This window comes from Streptomyces sp. NPDC033270 (genome assembly GCF_055576575.1).
Genome location: NZ_JBVIRA010000011.1, coordinates 207,772 through 224,123 on the forward strand (window position 1 = coordinate 207,772; position 16,352 = coordinate 224,123).

15 protein-coding genes are annotated in these 16,352 nt (G+C 70.0%); 8 read left to right on the forward strand and 7 right to left on the reverse strand.

Translation table 11 applies throughout. The annotated features are described in order from the left end of the window. Positions 1–571: 571 nt before the first annotated feature. From ACZ5XZ_RS18010 to ACZ5XZ_RS18025, 4 genes are all read right to left on the reverse strand, one after another. Positions 572–2,029 carry a catalase gene (locus ACZ5XZ_RS18010; protein WP_468978975.1) on the reverse strand — a complete coding sequence of 486 codons (1,458 nt, stop codon included), beginning with the start codon at positions 2,027–2,029 and terminating at the stop codon, positions 572–574. 193 nt (positions 2,030–2,222) lie between these two features. Further along, entirely contained in the window at positions 2,223–3,305 is a 1,083-nt protein-coding gene (locus ACZ5XZ_RS18015; RefSeq protein WP_468978976.1) for a thiamine pyrophosphate-binding protein, read from the reverse strand. Positions 3,306–3,309: 4 nt separating this feature from the next. Further along, a complete protein-coding gene (locus tag ACZ5XZ_RS18020; RefSeq protein WP_468978979.1) occupies positions 3,310–4,206 on the reverse strand; it encodes a 2-hydroxy-3-oxopropionate reductase in 897 nt (298 codons plus the stop codon). A gap of 42 nt (positions 4,207–4,248) precedes the next feature. Next, the gene (locus ACZ5XZ_RS18025) at positions 4,249–5,097 is read right to left on the reverse strand and encodes a TIM barrel protein (RefSeq protein WP_468978981.1); all 849 of its coding nucleotides are present in this window, start codon (positions 5,095–5,097) and stop codon (positions 4,249–4,251) included. Between the two features lie 136 nt (positions 5,098–5,233). Between ACZ5XZ_RS18025 and ACZ5XZ_RS18030 the strand changes: the two genes are divergently transcribed. From ACZ5XZ_RS18030 to ACZ5XZ_RS18065, 8 genes are all read left to right on the forward strand, one after another. Continuing rightward, positions 5,234–5,503 (forward strand): YkoF family thiamine-binding protein, encoded by a 270-nt coding sequence (locus ACZ5XZ_RS18030; RefSeq protein ID WP_468978984.1) that lies wholly within the window; start codon positions 5,234–5,236, stop codon positions 5,501–5,503. Beyond that, positions 5,500–5,880, forward strand: a complete 381-nt coding sequence (locus ACZ5XZ_RS18035; RefSeq protein ID WP_468978986.1) for a helix-turn-helix domain-containing protein — start codon at positions 5,500–5,502, stop codon at positions 5,878–5,880. Before ACZ5XZ_RS18030 ends, ACZ5XZ_RS18035 begins: the two co-directional genes overlap by 4 nt. 171 nt (positions 5,881–6,051) lie before the next feature. Then, a complete protein-coding gene (gene uraD, locus ACZ5XZ_RS18040) occupies positions 6,052–6,573 on the forward strand; it encodes a 2-oxo-4-hydroxy-4-carboxy-5-ureidoimidazoline decarboxylase (RefSeq protein ID WP_468978988.1) in 522 nt (173 codons plus the stop codon). Next, complete coding sequence (uraH, locus tag ACZ5XZ_RS18045) at positions 6,570–6,983, forward strand: hydroxyisourate hydrolase (protein ID WP_468978991.1); 414 nt, start codon at positions 6,570–6,572, stop codon at positions 6,981–6,983. Before uraD ends, uraH begins: the two co-directional genes overlap by 4 nt. Before the next feature lie 7 nt (positions 6,984–6,990). Next, the gene (gene pucL, locus ACZ5XZ_RS18050) at positions 6,991–7,938 is read left to right on the forward strand and encodes a factor-independent urate hydroxylase (protein ID WP_468978993.1); all 948 of its coding nucleotides are present in this window, start codon (positions 6,991–6,993) and stop codon (positions 7,936–7,938) included. A gap of 83 nt (positions 7,939–8,021) precedes the next feature. Next, complete coding sequence (locus ACZ5XZ_RS18055; RefSeq protein ID WP_468978995.1) at positions 8,022–9,398, forward strand: nucleobase:cation symporter-2 family protein; 1,377 nt, start codon at positions 8,022–8,024, stop codon at positions 9,396–9,398. A gap of 84 nt (positions 9,399–9,482) precedes the next feature. After that, positions 9,483–10,868, forward strand: a complete 1,386-nt coding sequence (locus tag ACZ5XZ_RS18060) for an 8-oxoguanine deaminase (RefSeq protein ID WP_384442026.1) — start codon at positions 9,483–9,485, stop codon at positions 10,866–10,868. 298 nt (positions 10,869–11,166) lie between these two features. Further along, positions 11,167–12,648 carry a nucleobase:cation symporter-2 family protein gene (locus ACZ5XZ_RS18065; protein WP_468978998.1) on the forward strand — a complete coding sequence of 494 codons (1,482 nt, stop codon included), beginning with the start codon at positions 11,167–11,169 and terminating at the stop codon, positions 12,646–12,648. Positions 12,649–12,764: 116 nt separating this feature from the next. Here ACZ5XZ_RS18065 and ACZ5XZ_RS18070 read toward each other — a convergent pair whose 3' ends face one another. From ACZ5XZ_RS18070 to aceB, 3 genes are all read right to left on the reverse strand, one after another. Then, the gene (locus ACZ5XZ_RS18070; protein ID WP_468979000.1) at positions 12,765–13,643 is read right to left on the reverse strand and encodes a chitosanase; all 879 of its coding nucleotides are present in this window, start codon (positions 13,641–13,643) and stop codon (positions 12,765–12,767) included. A gap of 176 nt (positions 13,644–13,819) precedes the next feature. Next, entirely contained in the window at positions 13,820–14,374 is a 555-nt protein-coding gene (locus ACZ5XZ_RS18075; RefSeq protein WP_468979003.1) for a TetR/AcrR family transcriptional regulator, read from the reverse strand. Positions 14,375–14,548: 174 nt separating this feature from the next. Further along, complete coding sequence (gene aceB, locus ACZ5XZ_RS18080) at positions 14,549–16,177, reverse strand: malate synthase A (protein ID WP_468979006.1); 1,629 nt, start codon at positions 16,175–16,177, stop codon at positions 14,549–14,551. Positions 16,178–16,352: the final 175 nt, after the last annotated feature.

Sequence of the window (16,352 nt, forward strand, 5' to 3'; positions counted from 1 at the left end):
GGTCGATTCTGCTGCGGACCCCATCGTCTCTCCAAAGCCGGCCGTCGGGGGACGAATTCCGCGGACGGCGCCAGGTCGCAGAGAGAACGGGGAGGGGAGCCAGGGCGCACGCGGGGCGCGCGGCGGGCGCACACCGCCCGCATCCGGTGCCCCGGGCACGCCGGGGGCCGTGCCGCGTCCTGCCGTGTCCCCGACGACGCACAGCCTCAATGACGCACAGCCTCAACGACGTACAGCCTCAACGACGCACAGGGCCCGGAATCCGTGACCGTACGGATGCCAGGCCCTGTGCAGTGGTTTCCGTCCGACAGCGCGAGGGTTGGGCGCGACAGGACATCGCACCGCCGGACGGAGTCTTGTGGGGGTGGGGGAGCAGGCGGGCTCCGCGGTGGGGAAGGTGGCTCGCCCTCCCTATTGGACGAGCACGGCCACCGCACTGGGACCTCCCCGCGTACCGCGGAGCTCGCGCTGCCTCTCCGTGCCGGCCGACCACCCCTCAACGGGCCGGCCGGCACGGATGCGCAAGGGAACTGACCTCCCGTCAGCCCTCGCGCAGCTCGTGGCGCGCGGCTCAGTCCTCGCGCAGCTCGCGGACCTTGGCCTCGACGCGCTTGCCGTAGTCGGGGTCGGCGGCGTGGAAGTGCGCGAGGTTCTTCTCGATCACGTCGTCCCGGCTGACCTGCGAGAGACCGCCGGCGATGTTGTTCACCAGCCGGTTCTTCTCTTCCTCCGACATCAGGCGGTAGAGCTCACCGGCCTGGAAGAAGTCGTCGTCCTTGGTGTGCGCCGGGGCCTCGTGGGTGCCGGTGTGGCCGGAGACGGCGAGCGGGGCGGAGAGCGCCTCGTTCGTCTGGACCGGGCCGCCGTAGGAGTTCGGCTCGTAGTTCTTGGCGTGCCGGTCGTAGCCGTTGGCCGCCATGAGGCCGTCCCGGCCGTAGTTGTTGGCCTGGGTCGCCTTGGGGGCGTTCACCGGCAGCTGGGTGTGGTTGACGCCCAGCCGGTAGCGGTGCGCGTCGGCGTAGGCGAACAGCCGGCCCTGGAGCATCTTGTCCGGGGACGGGCCGATGCCGGGCACGAAGTTGTTCGGGGAGAACGCCGACTGCTCCACCTCGGCGAAGACGTTGTCGGGGTTGCGGTCCAGGACCAGGCGGCCGACCCGCTGCAGCGGGTAGTCGGCGTGCGGCCACACCTTCGTCAGGTCGAACGGGTTGAAGCGGTAGTTCGCCGCCTCGGCCGCCGGCATGATCTGCACGTACAGGGTCCAGGAGGGGTACACGCCCCGCTCGATGGACTGCAGCAGGTCGGTCTGGTGGCTGTTGGGGTCCTTGCCCGCCAGCTCGGCGCCCTGCTCGCTGCTCAGGCTGCGGATGCCCTGGTTCGTCTTGAAGTGGTACTTGACGAAGAAGGCTTCGCCCTTGGCGTTCGTCCACTGGTAGGTGTGCGAGCCGTAGCCGTTCATGTGGCGGTAGGACGCCGGGATGCCGCGGTCGCCCATGAGCCAGGTGATCTGGTGGGTGGCCTCGGGGGCGTGGGCCCAGAAGTCCCAGACGTTGTCCGCCTCCTGCTTGCCCGTGAAGGGGTCGCGCTTCTGCGAGTGGATGAAGTCGGGGAACTTGATCGGGTCCTTGATGAAGAACACCGGGGTGTTGTTGCCGACGAGGTCGTAGTTGCCCTCTTCGGTGTAGAACTTCAGGGCGAAGCCGCGCGGGTCGCGGGCCGCGTCCGGGCCGCCGAGGTTGTCGGCGACGGTCGAGAAGCGGATGAACGTCTCGGTCCGCTTGCCGACGGTGTTCAGGAAGTCGGCCCGGGTGAAGCCGGTGACGTCGTCGGTCACCTCGAAGTAGCCGTACGCGCCGGAGCCACGGGCGTGCACGACACGCTCCGGGATGCGCTCGCGGTTGAAGCGCGCGAGCTTCTCCAGCAGGTGCTGGTCCTGGAGGATGATCGGGCCGCCGACGCCGGCGGTGGAGGAGTTCTGGTTGTCGGCGACCGGGGCGCCGGACTCGGTCGTCAGCGTGGGCTTCGACATGGTGACCTTCCGTACGAGAGCGCGGAAGTTGGCTTCCGCATGTCGGAGCGTAAGAACAGCTCCGACCAAACGTCAACAGTTTGTTGAAACAAACCTGGGTGGGTGTGCGGGTGGGTATTCCGGGCGGCGGCCGCGCCTGGGCGCGACAGGACAGGTGTCGGCGCGGCCACCGCCCGGAAGCGGGTGGGAAGCCCTACGCGGCCCGGACCTCGATGAGGACCGGCCGCCGCGTGGAGACGGCTTCCTTGCGGGCCCACTCGGCCGCCGAGCGGAGCTCCGCCGGATCGAGGACGTCACGGCCCGCACAGCCGTACGCCTCGGCGAGCTTCACGTGGTCGGTGAAGTCCGCCTCGTGGTCGAGCGGGGTGATCATGATCAGTACGAACGGCACCTCGTGCCGCACCGCGGCCGCCAGCTCCTCGGCCATGTGCGGCAGGCCCTGGCCGTCGACGACCGCCACGACCTCGGCATCCGGCTCGCCCCGGGAGTCCAGTGCCTTGCGGACGCCGATCGCGGCGGGCACCTCCCAGCCGGGAGGGCCGCTGCGGGCGTAACTGCCCGTCGAACCGCTGACCACGTACGGGTTCGGCCCGAAGAGCCCGGCGATCTCCGCCAGGGCGCCGGATGCCAGGGCCCCGGACGCCGGGGCGCGGAGCCCGCCGAGGTCGGCCGATGCCGGCGGTCGCGGCGCCGCTGCACGTACGGCTCCGGCCTCCGAAGGCCGCGGGCCGGTCCCGGCGCCGCGCTCGGCGTCGTACGCGATCTCCGCCGCGGCCAGATCGGCCGGGACATCGATCAGGACCGGTCCGGGGCGGCCCTCCCGCGCGATGCGGAAGGCCTCGCGAAAGGCTCCCGGGATCCGCTCGGGATCCTCGATCCGCTCGGCGCGCTTGGTCACCGGACCGGCCAGCCGGACCAGGTCCGGCGGCCGGAAGGCCGTGTGGCGCAGCGGGCCGGTCCCCGTCCGGCCGGTGATGCAGACCAGGGGTACGGCGTCCTGCTGGGCCGCGTACAGGCCGGTGACCAGCCGCGATGCCCCCGGGCCCGCGGGTACCGCGGCGACGCCGGCCCGCTCGCTGGTACGGGTCCAGCCGTACGCCATGTGTGCGGCCGCCTCTTCGCGGCGCACCGGCAGATGCCCGATGCCGCCGACCTCCTCCATCGCCGTGTACAGCGGGAGGAGGGCGGCGCCGGGGCAGCCGAAGGCGATGTCGACGCCCTCCTCCTTCATGATCTGGACGGCCGCCCGTATGGCGGGCATCCGTTGCGCCGCCATGGACTCAGCTTTCGGTGGTGTGTCCGGAGAGGCGTTCGACGCCGCGCAGGAGGGCGGAGTGGTCCAGGCCGCCGTCGCCTTGGGCGCGCAGGGAGGCGACGAGGGAGGCGACGACGGTGCCGACGGGGAGGGCCGCGCCGACGGTGCGGGCGGCGTCGGTGACGATGCCCATGTCCTTGTGGTGCAGGTCGATGCGGAAGCCGGGCTTGAAGTCGCGGTTTTTGAAGTTGTCCTTCTTGCGGGTCAGGACGGTGGAGCCGGCCAGGCCGCCGTTGAGGACGTCGAGGGCGGCGGCGAGGTCGACGCCGGACTTCTCCAGGAAGACCACCGCTTCGGCGCAGGCTTGGATGTTGACGGCGACGATGAGCTGGTTGGCGGCCTTGACGGTCTGGCCGGAGCCGTGCGGGCCGCACAGCACGATGGTCTTGCCGAGGGCTTCCAGGACGGGGCGGGCGGTGTCGAAGTCGTCCTGCTGACCGCCGACCATGATCGACAGGACGGCTTCGACGGCGCCGGCCTCGCCGCCGGAGACGGGGGCGTCCAGGACGCGGATGCCCTTGTCGGCGGCGGCCTTGGCCAGGTCGATGGAGGTCTGGGGGGTGATCGAGGACATGTCGATCAGCAGGGCGCCGCGCTTGGCGTTGTCCAGGATGCCGTCGGGGCCGTAGGCGATGGCCTCGACGTGCGGGGAGGCCGGGACCATGGTGATCACGATGTCGGCGTCGGACACGGCCTCGGCGATGGAGCCGGCCGCGGTGCCGCCGTTGTCGGCCAGACGCTGGAGCTTGTCGGCCTCCAGGGTGTAGCCGGTGACCGAGTAGCCGGCCTTGATCAGGTTCTCGGCCATGGGCGAGCCCATGATGCCCAGCCCGATCCACGCGATCTTGGGGAGGTTGCTCATTGGAAAGCCTCTTTCAACAAAACGAGAGCGTCAGCGGGTGCGTCAGGAGGAGGGGGTGGCCGCGCGCAGCGGGGCCGGGAGCCATTCGAAGGCGCCGGCGCTGGGGCCGTCGCCGGGCTTGTACTCCAGGCCCACCAGGCCGTCGTAGCCGGCCTTCTTCAGGTGGTCGAGCAGGTCGTCGAAGTCGAGTTCGCCGGTGCCGGGGGCACCGCGGCCGGGGTTGTCGGCGATCTGCACATGCGCGGTCTTGGCCGTGTAGCGGTCGATGACCTCATCGAGGTCCTCGCCGTTCATCGACAGGTGGTAGAGGTCCATCAGGAACCGGGCGTTGTCCAGCCCGGTCGCCGCGTTCACCGCGTCGATCACCTCGATGGCCCTGGGGGCCGAGACGATCGGGCACAGGGGCGACTCGGGCGCGTTGAGCGCCTCGATCAGCAGCGTCCCGCCGACCTCCCCCACCGCACGGGCGGCGAAGACCAGATTCTCCAGCGCCAGCCGGTCCTGCTCCGCCGCCTCCACGCCCTCGACGCGGTTGCCGTACAGGGCGTTGAACGTGGTGCACCCCAGCGACGTGGCAAAAGCGATCGCCACCGGCACATTGGCCCGAAACCGCTCCGACTCCGCACCCGGCACCGACAGCGCACCGCGATCGGGGCCCGGCAGCTGACCGGCGTAGAAGTTCAACCCCACCAGCCGCGTCCCGGCATCCTCCAGCGCCGCCCGCAGCGCATCCAGCTCCGCCTGCTCCGGAACCGGGGCGTCCACCCACGGCCACCACAGCTCCACCGCCGTGAAACCCGCCGCCCGCGCGGCCGCCGGCCGCTCCAGCAACGGAAGCTCGGTGAACAGGATCGACAGATTGACGTTGAAGCGCGTGTCCGTGAAACCCATAAAGGCCGGCGCTCCTTCCGGATAGTGGAACTGTTTTTCTGCTTAATGGAACATTGCCTGGCGCGTTCCGAGGCTGTCAAGGGGGCCCCGGGGCAATTTCTGGTGGTCGGGGCGAACCGCGCGTAGGTTGAGCGGCGTGCGATTGAGAGTGGAGTTCACGACGGAGCCGTTCGACCTGGACGAGGCGCCTGCGCATGCGGTGGTGGCGCGCGACATCGTCACCGGCGCCGAGCTGGACGCCGTCGATGTCGGTCCGTTCGGCAATACGGCCGAAGGCGACGCCGAGCAGGTGCTCGGTGCGGTGTCCGCGCTGCTGCGCGAGACCCTGCGGGCGGGCGCCACCCGGGTCTCCCTGCAGGTCAACGTGATCGGGGAAGCCGGGCGGGGCGAGGGGGACGCGACGTGACCGAGCCCGCCGACCACCCGTTCGTCCAGGCGGTCAAGCCGCTGGTGGACGCCATGGGTGGACAGATGGTCGCGCCGGACCTTGCCCAGGGCGACGATGTCGTGCTGGCCTGGGAGGGGCAGGACCGGGTGGCCGTGCGGCTCCCGCATCTGTCGGATTCGCTCGACCACATCCTGGCCGAGCTGGAGCGCCGGCACGGCATGCCGCTGGCCGATCTGGACCGCAGGACCAAGCAGTCGGTGGTGCGGATCCTGGAGACCCGCGGCGCCTTCTCGGTCCGGCACGGAGTCGAGACGGTCGCGGGCGCCCTTGGCGTCAGCCGCTTCACCGTCTACAACTATCTGAACAGGGAGAATGCCGCGAAGGGCGCCGACTGAGGCGATCCGGACGAAGAACCGTCCCGACCGCCGAAGCCGCCGTCCCGCATCCCCCGGACGGCGGCTTTTGTGTCACCGACTTTTCAACAAAGTGTTGACGTGATGTTGCCGGGGGTCTTAGCTGTTTCCAGCCAACCAGAGCTGTCCAGCACCAGGCCACGGAGGCTTCCCGTGTCTTCGAGCAAGACCCCGGGGCTCACCCGGTTCAACACCGCCGACGACAGTACGGCTCGGGCCGCACTGCACGAGGTGTGTGCCAGCCGGGCATGGGGCGACAAGGTTCTCGCCCAGCGCCCCTACGCCACCACCGACGCCCTGTTCGCCGCCAGCGACGCCGCCATGGCCGAGCTGACCGCACAGGACCTGGCCGAGGCGATGGCCGGGCACCCGCCCATCGGCCGGCCGAAGCCGGGGGACCCGACCTCGAACCGCGAGCAGAGCGGGATGGCCGGCGCCTCCGACGAGCTCAAGGCGGAGATGCTCGAACTCAACCTGGCCTACCAGGAGAAGTTCGGCCATGTCTTCCTGATCTGCGCCTCCGGCCGTACCGGAGAGCAGATGCGCGATGCGGTCCGTAACCGGATCGACAACACGCCGGAACAGGAACGAGAGATCGTTCGCGTGGAGCTCGGCAAGATCAACCGGATTCGCCTGACCCGCATCGCGGAGCACGCAGAAGGAGACGCAGCATGAGCAGCGAGACGGCTGCACCGACGTCGGTGTCCACGCACATCCTGGACACCAGCGTGGGCCGCCCCGCGGAGGGCGTCGCCCTCACGCTCTCGGTGCGCTCCGGCGGCGACGGTTCCTGGACCGCCCACGGCGCGTCCAAGACCGACGCGGACGGGCGCTGCAAGGACCTGCCGGCGCTGCCGGAGGGCACCACCCATGTACGCCTCGACTTCGCCGTCGAGGAGTACTTCGTCGCACAAGAGCACAGCACACACCAGCAAGCCGAGGAACAGCAGGACGCCCCCCGCGTAAGGGACAGCGGAGCTTTCTTCCCGGAGGTGGCAATCACCTTTGCCGTCAAGCCGGGCGAGCACTACCACGTACCGCTGCTGCTCAACCCGTTCGGCTACTCCGTATACCGAGGGAGCTAGCACCGACATGACTGCCCATTCCCGCCCGGCCCGCCCGGTGATTCTCGGCCAGAACCAGTACGGCAAAGCGGAAAACCGCGTCGTCAAGATCGTTCGCGATGGCGACACCCACCACATCAAGGACCTGAACGTCTCCGTCGCCCTCTCCGGCGACCTGGAGGAGGTCCACCTCTCCGGCTCCAACGCCCACTGCCTGCCCACCGACACGACCAAGAACACCGTGTACGCCTTCGCCAAGGAGTACGGGATCGAGTCGGCCGAGCAGTTCGGCATCCACCTGGCCCGGCACTTCGTCACCAGCCAGGAGCCGATCAAGCGGGCCCGGATCCGCATCGAGGAGTACGCCTGGGAGCGGATCGAGACCTCCGACGCCAACTCCAAGTTCATCGGCGCCGAAGAGGTCAAGCACTCCTTCGTCCGCCAGGGCCAGGAGACCCGGCTCACCGAGATCACCTACGACGGTGAGCAGTGGCAGGTCATCTCCGGCCTGAAGGACCTCGTGGTGATGAACTCCACCAACTCGGAGTTCTGGGGCTACATCAAGGACAAGTACACGACGCTGAAGGAGGCCTACGACCGCATCCTCGCCACGCAGGTGTCCGCCCGCTGGCGGTTCAACTGGACCGAGGACGAGCAGCGGATGCCCAACTGGGAGCGTTCGTACGAGCAGGTGAAGAAGCACATGCTGCACGCCTTCGCCGAGACCTACAGCCTCTCGCTCCAGCAGACCCTGTACCAGATGGGTTCGCGCATCATCAACAACCGCTCCGAGATCGACGAGGTGCGGTTCTCCCTCCCGAACAAGCACCACTTCCTGGTGGACCTGGAGCCGTTCGGGCTCAAGAACGACAACGAGGTCTACTACGCGGCGGACCGCCCGTACGGCCTGATCGAAGCCACTGTCCTGCGCGACGGTGTCGAAGCCCGGATCCCGGTGGATCTGACGAACCTCTGAGCGCCTTTGACGCCACGCCGTGCCTCGCGTCCCCTCCCCACCCGACAGCGGGGAGGGGACGCGGATCCTGAGGGGAACGACCCATGGCACAGCCATCGCACGACCCGCACCACCCTTCGTCCCCGGTCCACCCGGTGGACGAAAAGCCGGCGGCCAAGCGGCTCGTCCCTGCCGCGCTCCAGCACATCGCTGCGATGTACGCCGGTGTCGTCACCCCTCCGCTCATCATCGGCCAGGCCGTCGGCCTGGACGCCGCGGGCCGCACCCGGCTGATCGCCGCCGGCCTGCTCGTCGCCGGGCTCGCCACGCTCCTGCAGACGCTCGGCATCCGTCGCTTCGCCGGCAACCGGCTGCCGTTCGTCAACGCCGCCAGCTCCGCCGGCATCACCCCGATGCTCGCCATCGCCGAGACCACCGCGAAGGGCCATCAGCTGCCCGCCGTCTACGGGGCGGTCATGGTCGCCGGGGTCTTCTGCCTCGCGATCGGCCCGTTCTTCGGCAGACTGCTGCGCTTCTTCCCGCCGCTGGTCACCGGCGTCGTCATCACCCTCATCGGGGTCACCCTGATGCCCGTGCCGGTCCGTTGGGCGCAGGGCGGCGACGAGCACGCCGCCGACTTCGGCGCCATGCAGAACCTGGCGCTCGCCGCCTTCACCCTCGTGGTGATCCTGCTCGTCCAGCGCTTCACCCAGGGCTTCGTCAAGCAGATCGCCCTGCTGATCGGCCTGGTCGTCGGCACCGTCGCCGCGGTCCCCTTCGGGATGGCGAGCTTCGACGGGCTGCGCTCGGCCCCGATCGCCGCACTGCCCACCCCGTTCTCCTTCGGCGCACCGGAGTTCCAGCCGGCCGCGATCCTCTCGCTGTGCCTGGTGATGCTGGTGCTGATGACGGAGTCGTCGGCCGGCATGCTCGCCCTCGGCGAGATCTGCGACCGACCCACCACCAGCGCCACCATCACCCGCGGACTGCGCACCGACGGCCTGGCCACCCTGCTCGGCCCCGTCTTCGGCGGCTTCCCGACCAGCGCCTTCGCGCAGAACGTCGGAGTGGTGTCGCTGACGAAGGTGCGCAGCCGCTACGTCGTCGCGCTCGCCGGCGCCACGCTCCTGGTCCTCGGCGCCTTCCCCGTCCTGGGCGCCGTGGTCTCGCTGGTGCCGATGCCGGTCCTCGGCGGCGCGGGTATCGTCCTGTTCGGCTCGATCGCGGTCAGCGGTATCCGTACGCTCGCCGAGGCCGGGCTCGACGACAGCTCCAACATCATCCTGGTCGCCGTGTCGCTCGGCGCCGGCATCATCCCACTGGCCGCGCCGACCTTCTACGCGGACTTCCCGGCCTGGGCGCAGACCGTGCTCGGCTCCGGAATCAGTGCCGGGGCCCTGGCCGCGGTGCTGCTCAACCTGTTCTTCCACCATCTCGGCACCCGGACCCGCTCGACGGTTCCGGCACTCAAATCCCCCTAGGGTCCTGCCGTGCCCGCCCCCGAGCTCCCGGCCTCGTTCGAGCAAGGGGGAGCCCCATCGCCACCACAGAGAAGAGGAAGCACGATGGCACCATCGGCAGCCCAGCGCATCGTCATCGAGAACTGTGCGATCGCGACCGTCGACGCCCAGGACACCGAGTACGCCTCCGGGTACCTCGTCATCGCCGACAACAAGATCGAGTCGATCGGCGCCGGCAAGGCCCCCGAGGGTCTGGAGAACGTGGTCCGTCGCATCGACGCCACCGGCCACCTGGTGACCCCGGGCCTGGTCAACACCCACCACCACTTCTACCAGTGGATCACCCGCGGGCTGGCCACCGACCACAACCTCTTCAACTGGCTGGTCGCGCTCTACCCGACCTGGGCGCGCATCGACGAGCAGATGGTGCACTCGGCCGCGCAGGGCTCGCTGGCGATGATGGCCCGCGGCGGCGTCACCACCGCGATGGACCACCACTACGTCTACCCCAAGGGCTCCGGCGACCTGTCCGGTGCCATCATCAAGGCCGCCTCCGACATGGGCGTCCGCTTCACCCTGGCCCGTGGCTCCATGGACCGCAGCGAGAAGGACGGCGGTCTGCCGCCGGACTTCGCCGTGGAGACCCTCGAAGGCGCACTGGCCGGTACCGAGGAGACCGTCAACAAGCACCACGACGCCTCCTTCGACGCGATGACCCAGGTCGCCGTCGCCCCCTGCTCGCCCTTCTCCATCTCCACCGAGCTGCTCCGGCAGGGCGCGGAGCTCGCCCGCCGGCTCGGCGTGCGGATGCACACGCACGGCTCGGAGACGGTCGAGGAGGAGAAGTTCTGCCACGAGCTGTTCGGCATGGGCCCGACCGACTACTTCGAGTCCACCGGCTGGCTCGGCGAGGACGTGTGGATGGCGCACTGCGTCCACATGAACGACTCCGACATCGCGGCCTTCGCCCGGACGAAGACCGGTGTCGCGCACTGCCCGTCGTCCAACGCGCGGCTGGCCGCCGGCATCGCCCGCGTCCCCGACATGCTCGCCGCCGGTGTCCCGGTCGGCCTCGGCGTCGACGGCACCGCCTCCAACGAGTCCGGCGAACTCCACACCGAGCTGCGCAACGCGCTGCTGATCAACCGCCTCGGTGCGCACCGCGAGGCCGCGCTCAACGCCCGTCAGGCGCTGCGCCTGGGGACCTACGGTGGTGCGCAGGTCCTCGGCCGCGCCACCCAGATCGGCTCCCTGGAGCCGGGCAAGCTCGCCGACCTGGTGCTGTGGAAGCTGGACACGCTCGCCCACTCCTCCATCGCCGACCCGGTGACCGCCCTCGTGTTCGGGGCCGCGGCTCCGGTCACGCTCTCCCTCGTCAACGGCAAGCCGGTCGTCGAGAACGACCGTCTGCTGCACGCCGACGAGGACGCCATCGCCCGCACCACGCGGGCCGAGGCGCAGCGTCTGGCCCGTATCAGCGCCGAGGGCTGACCCTCGCGGCGCAGCCCACGCGGCCGACGCACATCCCAGACTCGGCCGGGAGGGACGGCTCCCGGCCGGGCTTGTGGATCCGAGCGGGATCCACAAGCGCCGGACCCCGGGGGTGCGGGATCGATCCTGTACCCCCGGGCCGCCGGCCCTTCCCACCGTCGTCCACGCGCCACAAGCGCGGCCCTTCGCAGCATCGCCTACCAGGCGTCTTCTCGTACCACGCACCACATGGCAAAACCTCCGTGACAGCCTCGCACTCGCCGGCCCCCGGTGACGCAGAAATCGAAGGAGGCCCGCAGTGGCCGCAACTCCCGGGCAGACCCTGGAGGAGGACCGGAAGCATCCGGTCGACGAGACCCTCCCGCCCTTCAAGATGTTCACCAGCGGCCTGCAGCACGTGGCCGCGATGTACGCGGGTGTGGTGGCCCCGCCGATGATCGTGGGGCCGGCCTGCGGGCTGAGCGCCACCGAGACCGCGTTCCTGATGGGCGCGAGCCTGTTCACCGCGGGCATCGCCACCCTCCTGCAGACCCTCGGCTTCTGGAAGGTCGGCGCCAAGCTTCCCTTCGTCAACGGCGTCTCGTTCGCCGGCGTCACCCCCATGGTCGCCATCGGCAAGGCCCAGAGCCCCGACAACGCGTTGCCGATCATCTTCGGAGCGGTGATCGTCGCCGGTGTGCTCGGCTTCCTGGTCGCCCCCTACTTCTCCAAGCTCGTACGCTTCTTCCCGCCGGTGGTCACCGGCACCGTGATCACCCTTATCGGTGTCTCGCTCCTGCCCGTCGCGTTCAACTGGTCCCAGGGAGGCAACTCCCAGGCCCCCGACTACGGTTCCCTGACGAACATCGGGATGGCCGCGCTGACCTTCCTGATCGTGCTGGTGCTGCGCCGGGTGCTGCGCGGCTTCCTCCAGCAGATCGCCATCCTGCTCGGCCTGATAGCCGGCACCCTGATAGCGATCCCCGTCGGCATCACCCACTTCTCCGCCCTCGCCGAGGCGGATCTGATCGGCTTCCCGACGCCCTTCCACTTCGGCGCCCCGCAGTTCGAGATCGCCGCGATCGTCTCCATGTGCATCGTGATGCTGGTCTGCATGACCGAGTCGACCGCCGACATGCTCGCCCTCGGCAAGATCGTCGACCGGCCGGCCGACGAGCGCACGATCGAGGGCGGACTGCGCGCCGACACCCTCGGCACTGCCGTCAGCCCGCTGTTCAACGGCTTCGCCAACAGTGCCTTCGCGCAGAACATCGGTCTGGTCGCGATGACCAAGGTGCGCAGCCGCTACGTCGTGGCCACCAGCGGTCTGATCCTGATCGTGCTGGGCCTGTGCCCGGTGGCCGCCTCGGTCATCTCGCTGGTCCCGCTGCCCGTCCTGGGCGGCGCCGGCATCGTGCTCTTCGGTTCGGTGGCCGCCAGCGGCATCCAGACGCTGGCCAACGCCGCGATGGAGAAGGGCGACAACGCCCTGATCGTCGCCGCCTCGGTCGGCATCGGGCTGATCCCGATCGCCGCGCCGGACTTCTACCACCACCTCCCCAAGGACCTGCTGGTCGTCCTGGACTCCGGCATCAGCACCGGCTGCCTGGTCGCCATCGTCCTCAACCTCGCCTTCAACCACTTCGGCGGAAAGCCGGACGGGGCGACGGCGGCCGGGGAGACGGCCGGGGCGGCGGTCGCCGACGGACCCGACGGACCCGGCGACCCGCACATCCCGCAGCAGCCCGACCGCGGCGCCGTGGACGACAGCGGCGAGCCCGCGGCCACCCCCGCCCACTGACGTATCGACGCACCGACACCGCCTGCGCCTGGCAACGGCCCGTAGGGGAGCGGCAACCACGCCTCCCGTACGGGCCGTTGGGCACTCGGCGCCCGGGGTGACCGGGCGGCGCCGGGTCAGTCGATGTGGAAGCTCTCCCCGTACACCTTCCAGTCCAGCGGAGTGTGCAGATCGAGGTTGCCGTTCTTGAGGAACACCCGCTGTGCGGTGTCGACCCGGCTGGTGTCGCTGTGCGCCTCCTCCTGCTTCATCGCCCAGACCCGGGCGTCGAGGAAGGCGTTGAGGTAGGTCTTCTCGTCGCCGCCCTGGGCCGGCGGCTTCGCCTTGGCCAGGGCGCGCTTGCGGATGCCGGAGAAGCTCGTGCCGTCGTCCCCGTCGCCGTGCATCACGAGCGCGTCGTAGTAGGCGAACTGGCCCAGCACACCGATGCCGTCGGCCTTGCCCCGCTTGACCGCGGGGTTGAAGTAGACCCGGTCCCGCTCGTCGTTCTGGGCCTTTTGGAACGCGGGGTCCTGGGCGGCCTTCCGCCAGTCCTTGGGGTAGTCGGGGTCCAGCCCCTCGTGCGAGTCGCTGCCGTCCACCTCGCGCAGCGCGGGGAGGTACTTGGCGAGGACGTTGCCGGGCTTGCGCTGGGTGTAGAGCTCGACGAGTTCCAGCATGTCGTGGGTGCCGGAGCAGAAGCCGATGATGCCGCCGGTGTATCCGCGGCCGTCGCCGATGTCCTCGATGTACTTGTACTGGGCCTTCCAGTCCAGCGAGGAGTTCTCCGCACTGGAGACCAGCCGCATGGCGATCTCCTTCTTGGCCGGGTCGTCCAGGCCCGTCGCGGCCCGCACGGTGTGCGGCGCGGAGCCGGTCGCGGCCGGTCGCGGGTGCTGCGCCGGGCCCGCCGTGGCGACGGCGGTGGCAGCGGCAGGTACGGCGAGCAGGGCGAGGCCCAGCGCGACGCGGGTGGCGGTCCTGGGCAGGACCGTGCCTATCGATCGGGTACGCATGGAGTCAGTCCTCCGGTTCGGAGCGAGCTGTGGGGGATTCCCCAATCGTTAGGAAGCTTTCCTACCAGACTCCGGGGGCGACGTACACCCGTCGGGCCGAGGCCGCACAGAGCAGTCGGCCGGCCGGGGCACGGTGCGCGCATCGACCCAACTCGCCCGCCCCGCACCGTGGTTGCTCAGTCCAGCAGCCTGCCCAGCAGCTCACGGATGCCCGGCCCCGGGTCGAAGTCCGCGGCCGGGAAGGCGAGTTGGTGGAACGCGACGCCGTCCATGTAGTCGAAGAGGATCTCGCAGTGCCGGCGCGGTATCGGTGAACCGAAGCGCTCCAGCCAGTCCGCACCCCAGTTGACGACGGCCTCCCGCCCGCGGGTGAGCGCCGGACGGAGCTCGGGCCGGGCCGTGGACTCCAGATAGAGGGCGAAGCGGGCGGCGGTCCTGGCCTGCTCGGGCCCGGTCGCGTACCGCAGGAACCGGGCCACGGCGTCGGCCAGTTCACCGATGTCGGCGGGCGCGACCTCGGTGGCGAAGGCCTCCCAGTCGCGGCGCTCCAGCGTCTGCAGATGGTCGACGAGGCCGTCGATCAGTGCCGCCCGGTTGCGGAAGTAGTTCGACGTGGTGCCGGACGGGACCCCTGCCGCGGCGTCCACCGCCTGATAGGTCAACCGCCGCGCGCCCTCGCCCCCCAGGACCCCGATCGCCGCGTCCAGCACCTGCTCCCGCCGTCGTGCCACCGCGCATGCCTCTCTCGTCGCGCCCGTGCCTACTATGTTTGTAGTGTCGATCCACTATGGACATAGTATCCTGCGGTGCTGTCCGGCCCGAGCCACCGCGCCCGGCCCCACGCCGAAGGGCCCTTCCCCACCGCGGCGCGGCGGTACGGAAGGGCCCTTCGGGTTCGGCGGACGTCAGCCCAGCAGCTCGTACGCCGGGAGGGTCAGGAAGTCGGCGTAGTCCGCGTCCAGGGAGACCTTCAGCAGCAGGTCGTGGGCCTGCTGCCACCTGCCGGCCGCGAAGGCCTCCTCGCCGGCCTCGGTGCGGATCGCGGCCAGTTCCTCCGCGGCGACCTTGCGGACCAGGTCCGCGGTGGCCTTCTCGCCGTTCTCGAAGACGACGCCGGCGTCCACCCACTGCCAGATCTGGGAACGGGAGATCTCGGCGGTGGCGGCGTCCTCCATGAGGCCGAAGATGGCGACGGCGCCCAGGCCGCGCAGCCAGGCCTCGATGTAGCGGGTGCCGACCTGCACGGCGTCGACCAGGCCCTGGTAGGTGGGCTTGGCGTCGAGCGAGTCGATCGCGATGAGGTCCCCGGCGGCGACGGAGACGTCCTCGCGCAGCCGGTCCTTCTGGTTCGGCCTGTCGCCGAGCACCGCGTCGAAGGAGGCGCGGGCGATCGGCACCAGGTCGGGGTGCGCGACCCAGGAGCCGTCGAAGCCGTCGCCGGCCTCGCGGTCCTTGTCGTTCTTGACCTTGGCCAGGGCCTTCTCGTTGGCCTCGGGGTCGCGGCGGTTGGGGATGAAGGCCGCCATGCCGCCGATCGCGTGCGCACCGCGCTTGTGGCAGGTGCGGACCAGGAGTTCGGTGTAGGCGCGCATGAACGGGGCCGTCATCGTCACCGCGTTGCGGTCGGGGAGGACGAACTTGGCGCCGCCGTCGCGGAAGTTCTTGACGATGGAGAACAGGTAGTCCCAGCGGCCGGCGTTCAGGCCCGAGGCGTGGTCGCGCAGCTCGTAGAGGATCTCCTCCATCTCGTACGCGGCCGTGATGGTCTCGATGAGGACCGTGGCGCGGACGGTGCCCTGGGGGATGCCGACGTACTCCTGCGCGAAGACGAAGATGTCGTTCCAGAGGCGGGCCTCCAGGTGCGACTCGGTCTTCGGGAGGTAGAAGTACGGGCCCTTGCCGAGGGCCAGCAGCCGCTTGGCGTTGTGGAAGAAGTACAGGCCGAAGTCGACCAGGGCGCCGGGGACCGGACGGCCCTCGAACTGCAGGTGGCGCTCCTCCAGATGCCAGCCGCGCGGGCGCATCACGACGGTCGCGAGCTCCTCGGCGGGCTTGAGGGCGTAGGACTTGCCGGAGTGGGGGTCGGTGAAGTCGATCCGACGCTCGTAGGCGTCGATCAGGTTGAGCTGGCCCGTGACGACGTTCTCCCACGTGGGAGCGGAGGCGTCCTCGAAGTCGGCGAGCCAGACCTTGGCACCCGAATTGAGCGCGTTGATGGTCATCTTGCGGTCGGTGGGACCGGTGATCTCCACCCGGCGGTCGTTGAGCGCGGCCGGCGCCTCGGCGACCCGCCAGCTGTCGTCGGCGCGGATCTGCGCGGTCTCCGGGAGGAAGTCCAGCGTGCTGGTCCGGGCGATCTCGGCGCGGCGCTCGGCGCGGCGGGCGAGCAGTTCGTCGCGGCGCGGGGTGAACCGGCGGTGCAGCTCGGCGACGAAGGCGAGCGCGGCGTCGGTCAGGACCTCGCCCTGCCGTTCGGGGGTGTGGGCGGGGTCGACTTCGGCGATGGCCAGCGGGGACGGCGCTGGTGCGGACATGAGCTGTCACTCCATTCAGCGGCGGTGCCTGGCGGCCGCCGGTGCGTCGAGCGGCACGGGGTGCCGCGGGCTCCGAGAAACGGTCGCGGGCGCCGTCTGGGTTCAGGGCGCTTCTGACCAGTGGAGACTAGTTTCCTTATCGCGGAACTTCAATGGTTTGTTGATGTCGAGATTC